Origin of the sequence: Roseovarius sp. (assembly GCF_965277045.1) — a bacterium.
GTDB lineage: Bacteria > Pseudomonadota > Alphaproteobacteria > Rhodobacterales > Rhodobacteraceae > Roseovarius.
In genome coordinates this window covers 3,157,070-3,173,309 of the sequence record NZ_OZ255712.1, presented here as the reverse complement: position 1 = coordinate 3,173,309, position 16,240 = coordinate 3,157,070, and the positions used below count along the sequence as shown (strand labels likewise).

Below are 16,240 nucleotides of genomic sequence, written 5' to 3'. Positions count from 1 at the left end.
GCGGTGTCACGACGCGGGCGGGGCGCAGTCGGGCACGGTTTTCAGGATTTCGTGCAGAAGGTCGGTCCACTCGGCGTCGGGGTTGTTTTCCATAAAGCCGATGGCGGGGACGAAGGCGTTCTGAAAACCGGGGTGGAAGGTTTCACCGTCCGACCACCAGGGCGTGATTGTACCGCTGACGAGGGTGAAGTCGATGGTCTTGCCCGGCAGGTCGACGCGGGTGATCTGGAAACAGCCGTCGCCTTCGCCCTCGGGGGCGCCGTCGGTGAAGCTGTTGGTGACGTGGTCGTAGTCGCGGTACATGACGAAATACGTGCCTTCTTCGATCAAGAACTCGGCCGTGGCGGGGGTCGCGCCGAGCGCCAGCGCGAGGGTCGCAAGGCGGATCATAGCAGGGCGGCCACGTACATGAGCGCGGTCGCCGCGAAGCCCACCATCCAGATGAGCGAGCGCCAGGGGCGCAGGCCCAGGTAATAGGCCGGGATATAGGCGATGCGGGCAATGAGGTAAGCCCAGGCGCAGGCGGTGGTAACCCCGGTGGACTGGCCGGAGACGCTGATCACGACGCAGGCGATGGTGAAGAGGATCAGCCCTTCGAAATGGTTGTCCATCGCGCGGCCCAGACGGGCGGTGCGGTCCGACATCTGCCGCGAGGGTTCGCGGTCGCGCGCCGAGGTGGTGTAGCCCGACCCGAGCTCCATGTTGGCGGGCACGGCGTAGAGGGCGAATTGCACCACCTGCAAGAGCGCGGCGAGGGTGAGGACGGTAAGTTCGGGGGTCATGCGCGATCACGCGTCCCGGGCCTGACCCAGGACCTCCTTGTTGCGGGGCGTGCGAGGGGGGCGGGGGTCATGCGGCTTGAATCGCCTCTGCTATGGCCTGGGCCTTGGCGTCAAAAGTGCCGGTGCGGGCCGAAGGGTGCGGCGCGCGAATGTGCGGCACGTTGAAGTGTTTCAGCACGCGGGCGGCATCGTGGCCGAGCGCGACGGGGCGGCGGCCGAGGCGCTCAAACTGGCCGATGGCCTCCCAACTAGCGCGGGCATGGGCCGGGGGGATGGTGGAGGAGCGCTGCGGCGTGAGAAGGTGAAAGACCGGGGTGATGTAGATGTCGGGGCGGGTGAGGTTCAGCAGCGCCAGCACCTTGTCGATCACGCGGTTGAACGGGTTGTTGGAGAGGTAGCCCTGGCGGCTGAGTTCCGCACGGTGGCGGCGGACGGAGGGGGCGTCGAGCCAGTCTTTCGACACCAGCATGGGGCCGGTGAGGGAACCGGAGGTCATCTGGATGGGCGAGACATACTCGCCGTCGAAGCCTTCCTCGGCCAGCGTCGGGTAGCCGGGCAGGCGGAACGCGCGGCGTGCGGCGACGGCGCGGGCGTATCCGGCGGCTTGGGTCATCCGTGGGCCGCGTCCCGGGCCTGACCCGGGGAGACGTCTGTTTGGTCGAGAGGCCCCGGCTCGGGGGCCGGGGCGGGTCGCTCTTGGCTCATGCCGTCTCCAGCATGTGATGGGCGGAGGGGCCGTGGCCGAGGCCTGTTTCCTTGTCGACCCAGGCCTTGGCACGGGCCACGTCATTGACGCCGAGGAGGATCCAGCGGGTGCCCGTGCCCTCGCGCCACATCTGAAGCTGGGTGAGACCGGCATTGGCCCGGTCCTCGGCGTGGGAGTCGTGGGTGCCCTGGTCGAAGCTGTCGTAGCGGAGGAGGAGTTGGGTGGTCATGCGTGTGTCCTAGTTGTTATCGCAAGCGCGCTTTCTAGTAAGCCTCATATTTATTGGAGGCCGTGTCGAACCACCTGTTGTTTGAATAATCGCACGTCTCACTGTCACATACACTGTAGTGCCACTCGTTTTGTCCGTAACCCGCAGCCTCAACACTGACGACTTGCAGACGGCCTTCTTTGCACTTTGGACAAAGGTCGCCGGAAAACCGATTTTTCAGTGCTTCTTCAAGTTCGGATATCCTCAGTTTCGCATCTGAAAGCGCAACTTGGGTATCTGCGAGTGCCGAGGTCAAGTCAGCTAGTTTTAGCTTAAAGGTCGCTTCATCAACCGACTTATCGATTTCGCGAAGATCTTTCGCCAAATCGATTGCCAGTCTCGCAGCTGTAAGTCCGCTGACAAGATCCATTGCTTCACAAATCCATCAACAACCGCCGCGGATCTTCCAGCGCGTCCTTCACGCGGACGAGGAAGGTCACCGCACCCTTGCCGTCGACGATGCGGTGGTCGTAGCTGAGGGCGAGGTACATCATGGGGCGGGCCTTGATCTCGCCGTTCACCACCATCGGGCGCAGCTGGATCTTGTGCATCCCCAGGATACCCGATTGCGGCGGGTTGAGGATGGGTGAGGACATCAGCGAGCCGTAGACGCCGCCGTTGGAGATGGTGAAGGTGCCGCCCTGCATTTCGGCCATGGAGAGCTTGCCGTCACGGGCGCGGGCGCCTTTTTCGGCGATGGCTTTCTCGATATCGGCAAAGCCCATCGAGTCGGCGTCGCGGATCACGGGGACCACGAGGCCGGTGGGCGTGCCGGTGGCGATGCCCATATGCACGAAGTTCTTGTAGACGATATCGGTGCCGTCGATCTCGGCGTTGACCTCGGGAACCTCTTTCAGCGCGTGGCAGCAGGCCTTGGTGAAGAAGGACATGAAGCCCAGTTTCACGCCATGCTTCTTCTGAAACTCGTCCTTGTACTCGTTCCGGAGCGCCATCACCTCGGTCATGTCCACCTCGTTATAGGTGGTGAGCATGGCGGCGGTGTTCTGGCTGTCCTTGAGGCGGCGGGCGATGGTCTGGCGCAGGCGGGTCATCTTGACCCGTTCCTCGCGGCTGGCATCCTCGGCCGAGACGGGCGCGCGGGGCGCCTGTGCGGGGGCCGACGAGGCGGCGGGCGCGGCGCTGGCGGCGGCTGCGGTGGCCTTGGCGACGTCCTCTTTCATCACGCGGCCGTCGCGGCCCGAGCCCTGCACCTGATCGCTGCTGAGGCCCTTTTCGGCCATCGCCTTTTTCGCCGAGGGCGCGTCCTCGATATCGCGGCCCGGAGGCGGGGCGGTATATTGCCCGCCATTGGCGGTGGCCGGCTCATCGCCTTCCGCCGGGATCGCGTTGCTGTCGGGGCGCTCAGCCGGTTCCACGGCGCCGTCGGCGGCACCCGACAGGACGGCGAGCTTGCCATTGGCCTGGACGGTGTCGCCTTCGTTCGCGAGGATTTCGGTCAGGGTGCCCGCGGCGGGCGAGGGGACCTCGACCGACACCTTGTCGGTTTCCAGCTCGCACAGCATTTCGTCCTGGCTGACATTGTCGCCGACCTTCTTGAACCAGGTCGAGACGGTGGCCTCTGACACGGATTCTCCCAGCGTGGGCACCATCACGTCGATATTGCCGCCGCCGCCCGAGCCGCCGTCCTTGTCGCCACTGTCGCCGCCGGACTTGGCGGGCGCGGGCTCGGGTTTCTTCTCTTCCTTCTTCTCGGCCTTCTTGGGCGCGCTGTCGGATCCGCTGTCACCTTCGGACAGGGTGGCCAGCAGGGCGTCGACGCCCACGGTCTCGCCTTCCTGCGCCACGATCTCGGCCAGTTTGCCGGCGGCGGGCGAGGGGACCTCGACGGTGACCTTGTCGGTTTCCAGTTCGCACAGCATCTCGTCGGCCTCAACCGTGTCGCCGGCCTTCTTGAACCAGGTGGCGACGGTGGCTTCGGTCACGGATTCGCCCAGCGTGGGCACGCGTACTTCGGTGGTCATTACGTGTTATCCTTCGATCGTCAGCGCGGAATCGACCAGCGCTTCTTGTTGGGCCTTGTGTTGGCTTGCGAGGCCCGTTGCGGGCGAGGCGGAGGCCTGCCGCCCGACATAGACGGGCCGGGTGTGCTTGGCCTTGATGCGTTGCAGCACCCATTCGATGTTGGGCTCGATGAAGCTCCAGGCGCCCTGGTTCTTGGGCTCTTCCTGGCACCAGACCATCTCGGCCTTCTTGAAGCGCTCGAGCTCCTTGACCATCGAGATGGCCGGGAACGGGTAGAACTGTTCGACGCGCATCAGGTAGACATCGTCCAGGCCGCGGTTGTCGCGTTCTTCCAGAAGGTCGAAATAGACCTTGCCCGAGCACATGACGACGCGCTTGATCTTGTCGTCCGATTTCAGCTTGAGCTCGGAATTGCCGTATTCGGCATCGTCCCACAGAACCCGGTGGAAGCTGCTGCCCGAGGTGAACTCCTCGGCCTTGGAGATGCACATCTTGTGACGCAGAAGCGATTTCGGCGTCATCAGGATGAGCGGCTTGCGGTAGGTGCGGTGCAACTGCCGGCGCAGGATGTGGAAATAGTTCGCCGGGGTCGAGCAGTTGGCGACGATCCAGTTGTCCTGTCCGCACATCTGCAGGAAGCGTTCGAGCCGCGCGGAGGAGTGCTCGGGGCCCTGGCCCTCGTAGCCGTGGGGCAGAAGGCAGACGAGGCCCGACATGCGCAGCCATTTCGATTCGCCGGAAGAGATGAACTGGTCGAACATGATCTGGGCGCCGTTGGCGAAATCGCCGAACTGCGCTTCCCACAGGGTCAGCGCGTTGGGCTCGGACAAGGTGTAGCCATACTCGAAGCCCAGGACGGCGTACTCGGAGAGCATCGAGTCGATGACCTCGTATTGCGCCTGGCCTTCGCGGATGTGGTTGAGCGGGTAGTAGCGCTCTTCCGAGTCCTGGTCGACGAGGCCGGAATGCCGCTGGCTGAACGTGCCGCGGGTGCTGTCCTGCCCGGCCAGCCGCACGCGGTAGCCTTCGGTCAGGAGCGAGCCGAACGCGATCGCCTCGGCGGTGGCCCAGTCGAAGCCCTCGCCGGTCTCGAACATCTTGGCCTTCGTCTCCAGCAGGCGCGACACGGTCTTGTGCAGCGGCGTGCCCTCGGGCGGGGTGGTCAGGGCGCGGCCGATCTCGGCCAGGGTCTTTTTCTTGATGGCGGTTTCGCCGCGCTGGTAATCCTCGTCCTTGCTGTCGAGGTGGGACCACTTGCCATCCAGCCAGTCGGCCTTGTTCGGGCGGTATTCCTTGCCCGCCTCGAACTCGTCGGCGAGATAGGACTGGAACGCGGCCTTCATGTCGTCGATCTCGCCCTCGGGGATGAGGCCGTCCTTGACCAGCCGCTCGGTGTAGAGCGAGAGCGTGGTCTTCTGCGACTTGATCTTCTTGTACATGATCGGGTTGGTGAACATCGGCTCGTCGCCTTCGTTGTGACCGAAGCGGCGGTAGCAGATGATGTCGATCACGACGTCCTTGCGGAACTTCTGGCGGAACTCGGTGGCGACCTTGGCGGCGTGCACGACCGCCTCGGGGTCGTCGCCGTTGACGTGGAAAATGGGCGCCTCGACCATCAGGGCGATATCCGTGGGATAGGGCGAGGAGCGCGAGAAGTGCGGCGCGGTGGTGAACCCGATCTGGTTGTTCACGACGAGGTGCATGGTGCCGCCGGTCTTGTGGCCCTTGAGCCCCGAGAGGCCGAAGCATTCCGCCACGACGCCTTGGCCCGCAAAGGCCGCGTCGCCATGCAGCAGGAGCGGCATGACGGCGGTGCGTTCCTTGTCGGCCAGCTGGTCCTGCTTGGCGCGGCACTTGCCCAGCACCACGGGGTTCACCGCCTCGAGGTGGCTTGGGTTCGCGGTGAGGGAAAGGTGCACGGTATTGCCGTCGAATTCGCGGTCCGAGGAGGCGCCGAGGTGGTATTTCACGTCGCCCGAGCCGTCCACGTCCTCGGGCTTGAACGACCCGCCCTGGAACTCGTTGAAGATGGCGCGGTAGGGCTTGCCCATGACGTTGGCCAGCACGCTGAGGCGGCCCCGGTGAGGCATGCCGATGACGATCTCCTTCAGGCCCAGTTGACCGCCGCGCTTGATGATCTGTTCCATCGCCGGGATCACCGCCTCGCCCCCGTCAAGGCCAAAGCGCTTGGTGCCCATGTATTTCACATGCAGGTATTTCTCGAAGCCCTCGGCCTCGACCAGCTTGTTCAGGATCGCCTTGCGGCCCTCGCGGGTAAAGGTGATTTCCTTGTCGTACCCCTCGATGCGTTCCTTCAGCCAGGCGCTCTCCTCGGGGTCGGAGATGTGCATGTATTGCAGGGCGAAGGTGCCGCAATAGGTGCGCTTGACGATTTCGAGGATCTCGCGGATCGAGGCGACCTGCAGGCCCAGCACGTTGTCGATGAAGATGGGCCGGTCCATGTCGGCATCGGTGAAGCCGTAGGATTTCGGGTCGAGCTCAGGGCGGTCGGGGCTTTCGCGCAGGCCCAGCGGGTCGAGATCGGCCGCCAGATGCCCGCGGATGCGGTAGGCGCGGATCAGCATGAGGGCGCGGACGGAATCGAGCACGGCGCGTTTCACGGCATCGTCCGAGACCTCGACGCCTTTCTCGGCGGCCTTCGACTTGATCTTGTCGCCGGCCTGACGCGCCTCGACCTCGGTCGGGTAGTCGCCGGTCAGCGCGCTGGTGAGGTCGTCTGCGGGCTGCGGCGGCCAGTCGGGGCGCGCCCAGCTTGGCCCGGCGGCCTCTTTCTTGACGTCCGTGTCCCCGTCGCCCAGTTCCCGGAAGAAGGCCTGCCAGGCCTCGTCGACCGCATTGGGGTCGTTGGCGTATCGCGCGTAAAGCTGTTCGAGATACTCCGCGTTGTGCCCCTGCATGAAGCTGGAGGCGTGGAACTGGTCGTTGGGGGATTGGTCGGTCATCTCAGGCTCCAATATCGGCTACTGTTTGATCTCAGGCGTCACATTTTACAAAAAGCTTGCGCAGCTGCGGTTGGCCTTTTTGAAGTCTCTCTGAGACAGCTTGATGTTCTGAATTCCGGACTTTTGCGTTCATCATCTCGCGACACAAAATACTTGGAGCCTCTGAAATTTGTTGCTCCGTCACACGGTTTTCGAAGTAGTAAATCCAGAACTTCTCGGAGCCTGCCGAAAAGCCCTTTTGCTGAATGGACAGGACCGCGTCGCCTTTCATCCCTGAAAGCCGATGATACTCTCTTTGGCGCGTCTCTAACTCGGCATCGCTGTCCGCCAACACAGCGGATGCGGCAAGTCCAAGACCTGCCAATAGGATATGGCGGAGCTCTATCATCCTATCGCCTTCAGCACGGCTTCGCCCAGTCCGGCGGGGGATTCGGCGACGGTGATGCCGGCGGATTTCATCGCTTCGATCTTGTCGTCGGCGCCGCCCTTGCCGCCGGCGACGATGGCGCCGGCGTGGCCCATGCGGCGGCCCGGAGGCGCGGTGCGGCCGGCGATGAAGCCCGCGCAGGGCTTGGAGCGGCCGCGCTTGGCCTCGTCCTTGAGGAACTGCGCGGCGTCCTCCTCGGCCGAACCGCCGATCTCGCCGATCATGATGATGGATTCCGTCTCGTCATCGGCCAGGAACCATTCCAGCACGTCGATATGCTCGGTGCCCTTGATCGGGTCGCCGCCGATGCCCACGCAGGTCGACTGGCCGAGGCCCACATCCGACGTCTGCTTCACGGCCTCGTATGTCAGCGTGCCGGAGCGGGAGACCACGCCGACCGAGCCGCGCTTGTGGATATGGCCGGGCATGATACCAATCTTGCAGGCGTCGGGCGTGATGATGCCGGGGCAGTTGGGGCCGATGAGGGTGGATGTGCTGCCCTCGAGCGCGCGCTTGACGCGCATCATGTCCAGCACAGGGATGCCTTCGGTGATGCAGACGATCAGCGGGATCTCGGCGTCGATGGCTTCGAGGATCGAGTCCGCGGCGAAGGGCGGCGGCACGTAGATGACCGAGGCGTTGGCGCCGGTCTCGTGCATCGCCTCGTGGACCGAGTTGAAGACCGGCAGGTCGAGATGCGTCTGGCCGCCCTTGCCGGGGGTGACGCCCCCGACCATCTGGGTGCCATAGGCGATGGCCTGTTCGGTGTGGAAGGTGCCTTGCGAGCCGGTCAGGCCCTGGCAGATGACTTTGGTGTTCTTGTCGACGAGGACGGCCATTGTGGCGTTCTCCTTAATTCAATCTTGGGAAAGGTGGGTTAAAAACCCACCCTACGAGGCTCAGCCTTTGACGGCCTTGACGATCTTCTGCGCGCCGTCCTTGAGGTCGTCGGCGGCGATCACGTCAACATCGCTGTTGTTGATGATCTCCTTGCCCTTCTCCACGTTGGTGCCTTCGAGCCGGACCACCAGCGGGACTTGCAGCCCGACCTCTTTCACGGCGGCGACCACGCCCTCGGCGATCACGTCGCAGCGCATGATGCCGCCGAAGATGTTGACCAGGATGCCCTTCACCTGCGGGTCGGAGGTGATGATCTTGAACGCCTCGGTCACCTTGTCCTTGGTGGCCCCGCCGCCCACGTCGAGAAAGTTCGCCGGCTCGGCGCCGTAGAGCTTGATGATGTCCATCGTCGCCATGGCGAGGCCCGCGCCGTTGACCATGCAGCCGATCTCGCCGTCGAGCGCGATGTAGTTGAGGTCGTACTTCGACGCCTCCAGCTCCTTGGGGTCTTCCTCGGTGGTGTCGCGCAGCTCGGCGATGTCCGAGTGGCGGTAGATGGCGTTGGAATCGAACCCCATCTTGGCGTCGAGGCATTTCAGCTCGCCGCCCTCGGTCAGGATCAGCGGGTTGATCTCCAGCATCTCCATGTCTTTCTCGAGGAACATCTGGTAGAGCGTGCCCATCAGCTTGACGCATTGCTTCACCGCCGCGCCCTCGAGCTCGAGCATGAAGGCGATGCGGCGGCCGTGGAACGGCTGGTAGCCGGTGGCGGGATCGACGCTCAGGCTGAGGATCTTCTCGGGCGTCTTCTCGGCCACTTCCTCGATGTCCATGCCGCCCTCTGTGGAGGCGACAAAGCTGACGCGGGAGGTCACCCGGTCGACCAGAAGCGCCAGGTAGAACTCCTTGGCGATGGCCGCGCCTTCCTCGATATAGATGCGGCCCACCTGCTTGCCGGCGTCGCCGGTCTGCTTGGTCACCAGCGTGCGGCCCAGCATCTTCTTGGCTTCCTCGGCGGCCTCGGACACCGACTTGGTGATGCGCACGCCGCCCTTGTCGCCGGCGCCTTCCTCCTTGAAGCTGCCCTTGCCGCGGCCGCCCGCATGGATCTGCGCCTTGACCACCCAGACGGGACCGTCAAGCTCGCCCGCCGCCGTCTTCGCCTCCTCCGCGCGCAACACGACACGCCCGTCCGAGACAGGCGCCCCGTAAGAGCGCAGCAAGGCCTTCGCCTGGTATTCATGGATGTTCATGCAGAGTTCCCATCTTTCTGTGCGTTTGCCTCTGGTATAGCCACAGGATGAAGCGGGACTTAACCCCTTTCGTCACCTGCCCCACGAATTACGGCGAATTTCCGCCTTTTGTGATCACACGATTTTAGGCTGTGATCACAAATCAGGGCGTTGATATGCAAGACGAATCGCGCACGCGCGGGCAGAGGGGCGTCCTGGCCGTCGGCGTGGGAAGAGCGCGACGCCGCCGGTGCGGGGCGTACGCAGCGTGAAGCGTGCGGCGGAATGACGGGTCTGAACGGGCCGTCCCGGCGACACTTCTGCAAAGGAAAACGCGCGGGCCAGGACGGTCCGCGCGTTCGGAGTAGGAACTATGCGCCGGGGGTCAACCGAGCGAGCTGTCGATGCCCTTGCACGCCTCGACGAGGCCTTTCACGGCCTTGACGGAGGTGTCGAACATCTCCTGCTCGTCCTTGTTGAGCTTGATGTTGACGATCTTCTCGATGCCGCCCGCGCCGATCACGGTGGGCACGCCCACATACATGCCTTTCAGCCCGAACTCGCCGTCGCAATGGGCGGCGCAGGGCAGGACGCGTTTCTGATCCTTGAGGTAGGCTTCGGCCATTTCGATGGCCGAGGTGGCGGGGGCGTAGAAGGCCGAGCCGGTCTTCAGCAGGCCGACGATCTCGGCGCCGCCGTCACGGGTGCGCTGGACGATCGCGTCGAGTTTTTCCTGCGTGGTCCAGCCCATGTCGACGAGGTCGGGCAGGGGGATGCCGGCGACGGTGGAGTAGCGCACGCACGGCACCATGGTGTCGCCGTGGCCGCCCAGCACGAAGGCGCTGACGTCCTTCATCGAGACGCCGAATTCCAGGCTGAGGAAGTGGCGGAAGCGGGCGCTGTCGAGCACGCCGGCCATGCCGCAGACCTTTTCGGCGGGCAGGCCGGAGAACTTCTGCAGGGCCCAGACCATCGCGTCGAGCGGGTTGGTGATGCAGATGACGAAGGCGTCGGGGGCGTTGGCGGCGATGCCTTCGCCCACGGATTTCATGACCTTGAGGTTAATGCCCAGGAGGTCGTCGCGGCTCATGCCCGGCTTGCGCGGGACACCGGCGGTGACGATGCAGACGTCGGCGCCGGCGATGTCGGCATAGTCCTGCGTGCCCTTGAGCGCGGCGTCGAAGCCCTCGGCCGGGCCGGATTCGGCGATGTCGAGCGCCTTGCCCTCGGGGGTGCCTTCGGCAATGTCGAAAAGGACGACATCGCCCAGTTCCTTGATGGCGGCGAGATGCGCAAGCGTGCCGCCGATTTGTCCGGCGCCGATGAGGGCGATCTTGGGTCTGGCCATGGAAATTGATCTCCGGTGGGTTTGATTTCGCGCTACGGGGTAGTCGCAAACCGGGGTCAATTCAAGGGTGCTGCGCCGCGGCGCGACGGCGGCGGCCAGGCAAGACGCCGCGATGGCGTCAAAAGCGACTGAAATCTCAGGTGCTTAGGGTGAGCGCCCCGAAAGGCGCGAGATGTATCGAGTTGAGTGCGCCGCCATGACGGCCCGCGCTGCGGCCAGAGCGGCGAATCTGGCGCGCGGGCGACGGGCCGCCCGCGTCCGGCCGAGGCCCGGATCAGGCGTCGTCGCCGTCGGTCGGCAGCGCCTCGTCCAGCGTCTCGAACGATTGGCCGCTGGCGACAAGGCAGGTGGTGCCGTGCGCCGAGGTGACCGTGATCGTCCAGGTGCCGGTCGTGGTGGAGGCGAACACCTCGACCACCGCGTTGTTGGGCCCGAGCCCGATGGATTGCCGCGTTTCGCCGTACTTGGAGGCGAGCCGGTCGACGACCGTATCGCGCGGTGCGCAACTCGCGGCGATGGCGGGACCGGACAGACCCGTGGCCAGAAGCGTGGCGAGCATCATCAGTTTGGTCTTCATCGTCTTACCCTTTCAAAGCTGGGTCCCTGCCGTATCTGTGCCGAGAGCGTGCGGATGAGGGTATCAAGATATGGTTAACGGAGGGTTCGCAGGCCGGCGGACGCCCTTGCGCCGCGGCCATTTCTGCATCGCGGCGAGAAAGGTCTTGAACTTTCGTTCCAAAAATGGCGAATTCCCGCGCAAGAAAATTTCGACCAGCCAGCGGGGCACGCCATGGACCTTTCGACCCATCCTTACCGATCCGTTCTTTATATTCCCGGCTCCAAGGAACGGGCGCTGGACAAGGCGCGCACCCTGCCCACCGATGCGATCATCTTTGACCTGGAGGATGCCGTGGCGCCCGACGCCAAGGCCGAGGCGCGCGCGACACTGGCGCAGGCGCTGAGCGACGGGGGCTACGGCAACCGCGTGAAGGTCGTGCGGATCAACGCGCTGACGACGGAATGGGGGTTCGAGGATGCCCGCGTTCTGGGCGATGCGGGGGCGGACGTGATCCTGCAGCCCAAGGTCAACACCTATGCGGATGTGGACAACCTGTCGGATCTGATCGGCACCGAGATCCCGATCTGGACCATGATGGAAACGCCCGCCAGTGTGTTCAACGCGCGCGAGATCGCCGCGCACCGGCAGGTGACGGGGCTGGTGGCGGGCACCAACGACCTGACCAAGGAACTGGGCTGTCGTTTCCGCGCCGACCGGATGCCGCTGCTGGCGTCGCTCCAGATGATCGTGATGGCGGCGCGGGCAGCGCGCGGTGTCGTGGCGCTGGATGGTGTCTATAACCGGTTCCGCGACGGCGATGGGCTGAAGTTGGAATGCGAGCATGGGCGCGACTTGGGGTTCGACGGCAAGACGCTGATCCATCCCGACCAGATCGACATCGCCAACACGGCCTTTGCCCCCACGCAATACGAGATCGACACGGCCATGCGCCAGATCGAGGCCTACGAGGAAAGCAAGAAGCAGGGGCAGGGGATTGCCGTCGTGGACGGGCAGATCGTGGAAAACCTGCATGTCGTGGCGGCCCAGCGGACGCTGGCCAAGGCCGAGGCGATTGCACAGATGGCGGCGGAGTAGATCATGGGAGTGCTGATTGCGGGCGTGCTGCTGTGGACCGGCGCACATTTGTTCAAACGGATCGCGCCGGGGCCGAGGGCGGCGATGGGCAACGCGGGCAAGGCGGTGATCGCCGTGGTGCTGCTGGTCAGTATCTGGATGATGACCAAGGGCTACCAGGCCGCCGATGGCGCGGTCTTCTGGGGGCGGCACCCGATGACGGTGGGGATCAACAACCTGTTGATGCTGCTGTCGGTCTACATGTTCGCGGCCTCGGGGATGAAGACCGCGCTGGCGCGCAGGATGCGGCACCCGATGCTGGGCGCGGTCAAGGTCTGGGCGCTGGCGCATCTGCTGGTGAACGGCGACGTGCCGTCCTTCGTCCTGTTTGGTGGGCTGCTGGCCTGGGCGGTGGTCGAGATGATCGTGATCAACAAGTCGCAGCCGGAGTGGGTGCGCCCCGACCCGGCGCCGAAATCCAAGGAAATCGCCGCGGTGGCGGGCAGTGTCGTGGTCTACGGCCTGATCGTGGCCGTGCATTACTGGCTGGGCTATCCGGCCTTTGGGTGAAGACATGAAACTCTATCGATTCCTCTCGGCCGATGACACGTCGGCCTTTTGCCACAAGGTGACAGAGGCGCTGAACAAGGGGTGGGAGCTGCATGGCAGCCCGACCTATGCGTTCGACGCGGCCAACGGCGTGATGCGCTGCGGCCAGGCCGTGGTGAAAGAGGCCGAGGGCACCTATACGCCCGACACCAAACTGGGAGAGCACTGAGCATGGCCAAGACCAACCCGGGGCGGTTCTTCGAGGATTACAAAGTCGGCGACGTGATCCGTCACGCCGTGCCGCGCACCGTGTCGGGGGGCGAGCGGGCGCTTTACCATGCGCTTTATCCCGCCCGCCACGCGCTTTATTCCTCGGACGAATTCGCGCGGGCCTGTGGCCTGCCCGCCAGCCCGATCGACGATCTGGCGGCGTTTCACATCGTCTTTGGCAAAAGCGTGCCGGACATCTCGCTGAACGCTGTGGCGAATTTGGGCTATGCCGAGGCGCGGTGGCTGCGGCCGGTCTATGCCGGGGATACGCTGCGGTCGGAGTCCGAGGTGATCGGGGTCAAGCAGACATCGAGTGGCAAGACCGGGATCGTCTGGGTGCGCACGACGGGCCTGAACCAGCAGGACCTGCCGGTGATGCAGTTCGTGCGCTGGGTGATGGTGCGGAAGAAGGACGTGGACTCGCCCGCGCCCACGCCCGTGGTGCCCGAGACCGCGTCGCATGTGGCCCCCGAGGACCTGGGCGTTCCCGCGGGGCTGGATTTTTCCAACTATGACACGACGCTGGCCGGCGAGCCGCATCGCTGGGGCGATTACGAGGTGGGCGAGACGATTGATCACGTGGACGGCGTGACCATCGAAGAAGCCGAGCACATGATGGCCACGCGCCTGTGGCAGAACACCTCGAAGACCCATTTCGACGTCACGCCGCGCGAGGACGGCAAGCGGCTGATCTATGGCGGGCATGTCATCTCGATGGCCCGCGCGCTGAGCTTCAACGGGCTGGCCAACGCGCAGATGATCGCGGCGATCAACGCGGGCAGCCACGCGAACCCCTGCTTTGCCGGGGATACCGTGCGGGCCTGGTCGGAGGTGCTGGACCGCGCCGAGACCGCCGTGCCGGGTGTGGGCGCGCTGCGGCTGCGGCTGGTGGCGACCAAGGGCGGCGAGCCGTTCGGCCTGCGCGGCGAGGACGGCAAGTACCTGCCCCATGTCCTGCTGGACCTGGATTACTGGGCGCTGATGCCGATCTGAGGCCCGGGCGCCGTTTCCGGTTTGTTAAGATGTGGCCTGTAGCTTCCATTCCTGTGCGAAAGGAGGTTGCCATGCCTGATCCAGCGCCATTTGAAGGCCCGCGACTGCGGTGCCTCGTTCTCGAAGACAGTGCCCACGACCAGGAGATGATCCGCCGTGCGATGCGCGGCGCGCGGGTGGAGGCCGAGATCGACTTCGTCCCGACCATCGAAACCGCGCGCAAGGCGCTGTCGCGATCGCAGTACTCGGCCATCCTGTGCGACAACAGCGTGCCCGACGGGTCCGGCAGCGAGTTTGCCGGGGAACTCGCCGGCGCGCCGGAGTTGTCGGACGTGCCGATCGTGATCGTGTCGGGCTGGCCCTCGCCCTTCATGTGGGACAAGGCGCGCGCGGCGGGGCTGAGCGTGATCGACAAGACCGACGACCCGATGCGCAAACTGCGCGATTTCTTCCGCGAGTGCGTGGGAGACATGATCACGCAGCGCGTGGCGGGGCCGATGCGGCGCAGCGCCTGAGGGCGGGTCAACGCGAATGTGAGCCGCGCGCAGAGCGGTTTTTCTGGGCAGCGGCCGCGGTCTGGCGCATGCTGTGGTCATGGTACGCGCCGTCTTGCGTCTTTGTCTTTCGGCCGTCGGGGCCTGCGGCGCGGTGGTGTCCGCCGCCGCCTGCGAGGTGGCGCTTGTGCTGGCGGTGGACGTGTCGGGCTCTGTCGACCAACGGGAATACCGCATCCAGATGCAGGGGCTGGCCGACGGGCTGCGCGACGGCGCGGTCAGCGAGGCGCTGGTCGTGGGCGAGGCGGCGGTGCTGGTGCTGCAATGGACCGGCACCTCGCGCCAGCGCGTGGTGGTGCCGTGGCAACGGATGACGGATTTCGACGCGGTCGAGGCGCTGGCGGCGCGGATCGAGACCACGCCGCGCGTCTGGCGCAACTTTTCCACTGCCATCGGCGAGGCGTTGGAGGTTGGCGCGGCGCAGTTCAGGGACGTGCCCGAATGCCGCCGCCGGGTGATCGACGTCTCGGGCGACGGGTCCTCGAACGAGGGGCCGGGGCCGCGCGAGGTGCATGGCCTGTTGCGGCAGGAATGGATCGTGGTCAACGCGCTGGTCATCGAAGGGGCCGAACCGAGGGTGACCGAGTATTTCTGGGAAAACGTCATCCACGGGCCCGGTGCGTTTGTGATCACAGCCAATGATTACGCCGAGTACCCGGTCCGAATGCGCCGCAAATTGCTGCGCGAAGTCACCAAACCCATCTCGAAAGCGCCGGGTGATTCCTTTACACCGCATTTGTGATCACGCACCTATGTATGTGATCACGAAAACTGCTTTTGCGACGAAATGCCTGCACTATTTGAAGAATACGGGTTTGCAGAGGCCCCGGATGATTGGATAAAACGAACTCAAATCGCGGGGCAGGCTGGCCCACCCGGGTCGGCGCCACATCGCGACGAGAAAGGGAATGCCAATGGCAGACGTAAATCGCGGCAACCGGCCGCTTTCGCCCCACCTCACGATCTATCGCCCGCAGCTGACGTCGATGACCTCGATCCTGACCCGGATCACCGGCAACGCGCTGCTTGTCGCTGCGCTGTTGACGGTGTGGTGGCTGTTGGCCGCCGCGACCTCGGCCGACTATTTCGCCACCGCCGACGCGGTAGTGACCAGCTGGTTCGGCGACATCGTGATGTTCCTGTCGCTCTGGGCGCTGTGGTACCACACGCTGGCCGGGGTGCGGCACCTGATCTGGGACAACGGCATGATGTTGCAGATCGACCGCGCCGAGATGCTGGGCTGGGCGGCGATCGGCGGATCGGTCGTTCTGACCATCCTGACCGTGCTGTTCATCTGAAGGAGGCCCCCGACATGCGTTACCTGACAGACCGCAAACGCGCCATGGGCCTGGGCTCTGCCAAGAGCGGCGTGCACCATTTCTGGGCCATGAAAGTGCAGAGCGTCGCGCTGCTGATCCTGATCCCGCTTTTCGTGTTCACCTTCGGTGGCATCCTTGGCGGTTCCTTCGAGGAGGTCACGGCCTATTACGCGCGGCCCTTCCCGGCCATCATCGCGGCGCTGACGCTGGTTGTCGGCTTCAAGCATTTCGCCGACGGGTGCCAGGTGCTGATCGAGGACTACGTGCATGGCACGGCGCAGAAGGTCACGCTCATCCTGGTGACCTGCCTGAGCTATGGCGCCATGGCGACGGGGCTTTTCGCCATCGCGCGCCTGGCGCTCTGAGAAACATT

The 16,240-nt window shown here is 64.7% G+C and carries 20 protein-coding genes; 8 read left to right on the top strand and 12 right to left on the bottom strand.

The genetic code is table 11. The features are described 5' to 3' along the window. Nucleotides 1-6: 6 nt before the first annotated feature. The 12 genes from ACQY4V_RS15885 to ACQY4V_RS15830 form a co-directional block, all read right to left on the bottom strand. The gene (locus ACQY4V_RS15885; RefSeq protein ID WP_428513302.1) at nucleotides 7-390 is read right to left on the bottom strand and encodes a hypothetical protein; all 384 of its coding nucleotides are present in this window, start codon (nucleotides 388-390) and stop codon (nucleotides 7-9) included. Next, nucleotides 387-782, bottom strand: coding sequence for an MAPEG family protein (locus ACQY4V_RS15880; protein WP_428513300.1), 396 nt, complete (start codon nucleotides 780-782; stop codon nucleotides 387-389). The genes ACQY4V_RS15885 and ACQY4V_RS15880 overlap by 4 nt, the downstream gene beginning before the upstream one ends. Nucleotides 783-849: 67 nt before the next feature. Continuing rightward, nucleotides 850-1,395 carry a hypothetical protein gene (locus ACQY4V_RS15875; protein ID WP_428513298.1) on the bottom strand — a complete coding sequence of 182 codons (546 nt, stop codon included), beginning with the start codon at nucleotides 1,393-1,395 and terminating at the stop codon, nucleotides 850-852. An 88-nt stretch (nucleotides 1,396-1,483) separates the two neighbouring features. Continuing rightward, nucleotides 1,484-1,717 carry a hypothetical protein gene (locus ACQY4V_RS15870; RefSeq protein WP_428513296.1) on the bottom strand — a complete coding sequence of 78 codons (234 nt, stop codon included), beginning with the start codon at nucleotides 1,715-1,717 and terminating at the stop codon, nucleotides 1,484-1,486. A 34-nt stretch (nucleotides 1,718-1,751) separates the two neighbouring features. Next, nucleotides 1,752-2,126, bottom strand: a complete 375-nt coding sequence (locus tag ACQY4V_RS15865) for a hypothetical protein (RefSeq protein ID WP_428513294.1) — start codon at nucleotides 2,124-2,126, stop codon at nucleotides 1,752-1,754. 4 nt (nucleotides 2,127-2,130) lie between these two features. Next, nucleotides 2,131-3,738, bottom strand: coding sequence for a 2-oxoglutarate dehydrogenase complex dihydrolipoyllysine-residue succinyltransferase (gene odhB, locus ACQY4V_RS15860; protein WP_428513292.1), 1,608 nt, complete (start codon nucleotides 3,736-3,738; stop codon nucleotides 2,131-2,133). A gap of 6 nt (nucleotides 3,739-3,744) precedes the next feature. Further along, the gene (locus tag ACQY4V_RS15855) at nucleotides 3,745-6,702 is read right to left on the bottom strand and encodes a 2-oxoglutarate dehydrogenase E1 component (RefSeq protein ID WP_428513290.1); all 2,958 of its coding nucleotides are present in this window, start codon (nucleotides 6,700-6,702) and stop codon (nucleotides 3,745-3,747) included. Nucleotides 6,703-6,733: 31 nt separating this feature from the next. Beyond that, nucleotides 6,734-7,090, bottom strand: coding sequence for a hypothetical protein (locus ACQY4V_RS15850; protein WP_428513288.1), 357 nt, complete (start codon nucleotides 7,088-7,090; stop codon nucleotides 6,734-6,736). Then, nucleotides 7,087-7,968, bottom strand: coding sequence for a succinate--CoA ligase subunit alpha (sucD, locus tag ACQY4V_RS15845; protein WP_428513286.1), 882 nt, complete (start codon nucleotides 7,966-7,968; stop codon nucleotides 7,087-7,089). Before sucD ends, ACQY4V_RS15850 begins: the two co-directional genes overlap by 4 nt. Before the next feature lie 60 nt (nucleotides 7,969-8,028). Then, nucleotides 8,029-9,222 carry an ADP-forming succinate--CoA ligase subunit beta gene (gene sucC / locus ACQY4V_RS15840; protein WP_428513284.1) on the bottom strand — a complete coding sequence of 398 codons (1,194 nt, stop codon included), beginning with the start codon at nucleotides 9,220-9,222 and terminating at the stop codon, nucleotides 8,029-8,031. 364 nt (nucleotides 9,223-9,586) lie between these two features. Further along, entirely contained in the window at nucleotides 9,587-10,549 is a 963-nt protein-coding gene (gene mdh, locus ACQY4V_RS15835; protein WP_152494044.1) for a malate dehydrogenase, read from the bottom strand. A 274-nt stretch (nucleotides 10,550-10,823) separates the two neighbouring features. Continuing rightward, nucleotides 10,824-11,126 (bottom strand): hypothetical protein, encoded by a 303-nt coding sequence (locus tag ACQY4V_RS15830; protein WP_428513282.1) that lies wholly within the window; start codon nucleotides 11,124-11,126, stop codon nucleotides 10,824-10,826. Between the two features lie 213 nt (nucleotides 11,127-11,339). Here ACQY4V_RS15830 and ACQY4V_RS15825 point away from each other — a divergent pair, with 213 nt between their 5' ends. The 8 genes from ACQY4V_RS15825 to sdhD all read left to right on the top strand — a co-directional run bounded on the left by ACQY4V_RS15825 (nucleotide 11,340) and on the right by sdhD (nucleotide 16,232). Continuing rightward, nucleotides 11,340-12,203: an HpcH/HpaI aldolase/citrate lyase family protein gene (locus tag ACQY4V_RS15825; RefSeq protein WP_152494043.1), complete on the top strand. Its 864-nt coding sequence runs from the start codon at nucleotides 11,340-11,342 to the stop codon at nucleotides 12,201-12,203. A gap of 3 nt (nucleotides 12,204-12,206) precedes the next feature. Then, nucleotides 12,207-12,752 (top strand): NnrU family protein, encoded by a 546-nt coding sequence (locus ACQY4V_RS15820; RefSeq protein ID WP_428513278.1) that lies wholly within the window; start codon nucleotides 12,207-12,209, stop codon nucleotides 12,750-12,752. Between the two features lie 4 nt (nucleotides 12,753-12,756). Then, nucleotides 12,757-12,960, top strand: coding sequence for a DUF1737 domain-containing protein (locus ACQY4V_RS15815; RefSeq protein WP_222452104.1), 204 nt, complete (start codon nucleotides 12,757-12,759; stop codon nucleotides 12,958-12,960). A 2-nt stretch (nucleotides 12,961-12,962) separates the two neighbouring features. Next, on the top strand, nucleotides 12,963-13,994 hold the full coding sequence (locus ACQY4V_RS15810; RefSeq protein ID WP_428513276.1) for a MaoC family dehydratase: 1,032 nt from the start codon (nucleotides 12,963-12,965) through the stop codon (nucleotides 13,992-13,994). Nucleotides 13,995-14,065: 71 nt separating this feature from the next. Continuing rightward, entirely contained in the window at nucleotides 14,066-14,509 is a 444-nt protein-coding gene (locus ACQY4V_RS15805) for a response regulator (protein WP_428513274.1), read from the top strand. 79 nt (nucleotides 14,510-14,588) lie between these two features. Continuing rightward, nucleotides 14,589-15,290 (top strand): DUF1194 domain-containing protein, encoded by a 702-nt coding sequence (locus tag ACQY4V_RS15800; RefSeq protein WP_428513272.1) that lies wholly within the window; start codon nucleotides 14,589-14,591, stop codon nucleotides 15,288-15,290. A 172-nt stretch (nucleotides 15,291-15,462) separates the two neighbouring features. After that, nucleotides 15,463-15,846 (top strand): succinate dehydrogenase, cytochrome b556 subunit, encoded by a 384-nt coding sequence (sdhC, locus tag ACQY4V_RS15795; protein WP_428513270.1) that lies wholly within the window; start codon nucleotides 15,463-15,465, stop codon nucleotides 15,844-15,846. 14 nt (nucleotides 15,847-15,860) lie between these two features. Then, entirely contained in the window at nucleotides 15,861-16,232 is a 372-nt protein-coding gene (gene sdhD / locus ACQY4V_RS15790) for a succinate dehydrogenase, hydrophobic membrane anchor protein (protein WP_428513268.1), read from the top strand. The last annotated feature ends 8 nt before the right edge of the window (nucleotides 16,233-16,240 follow it).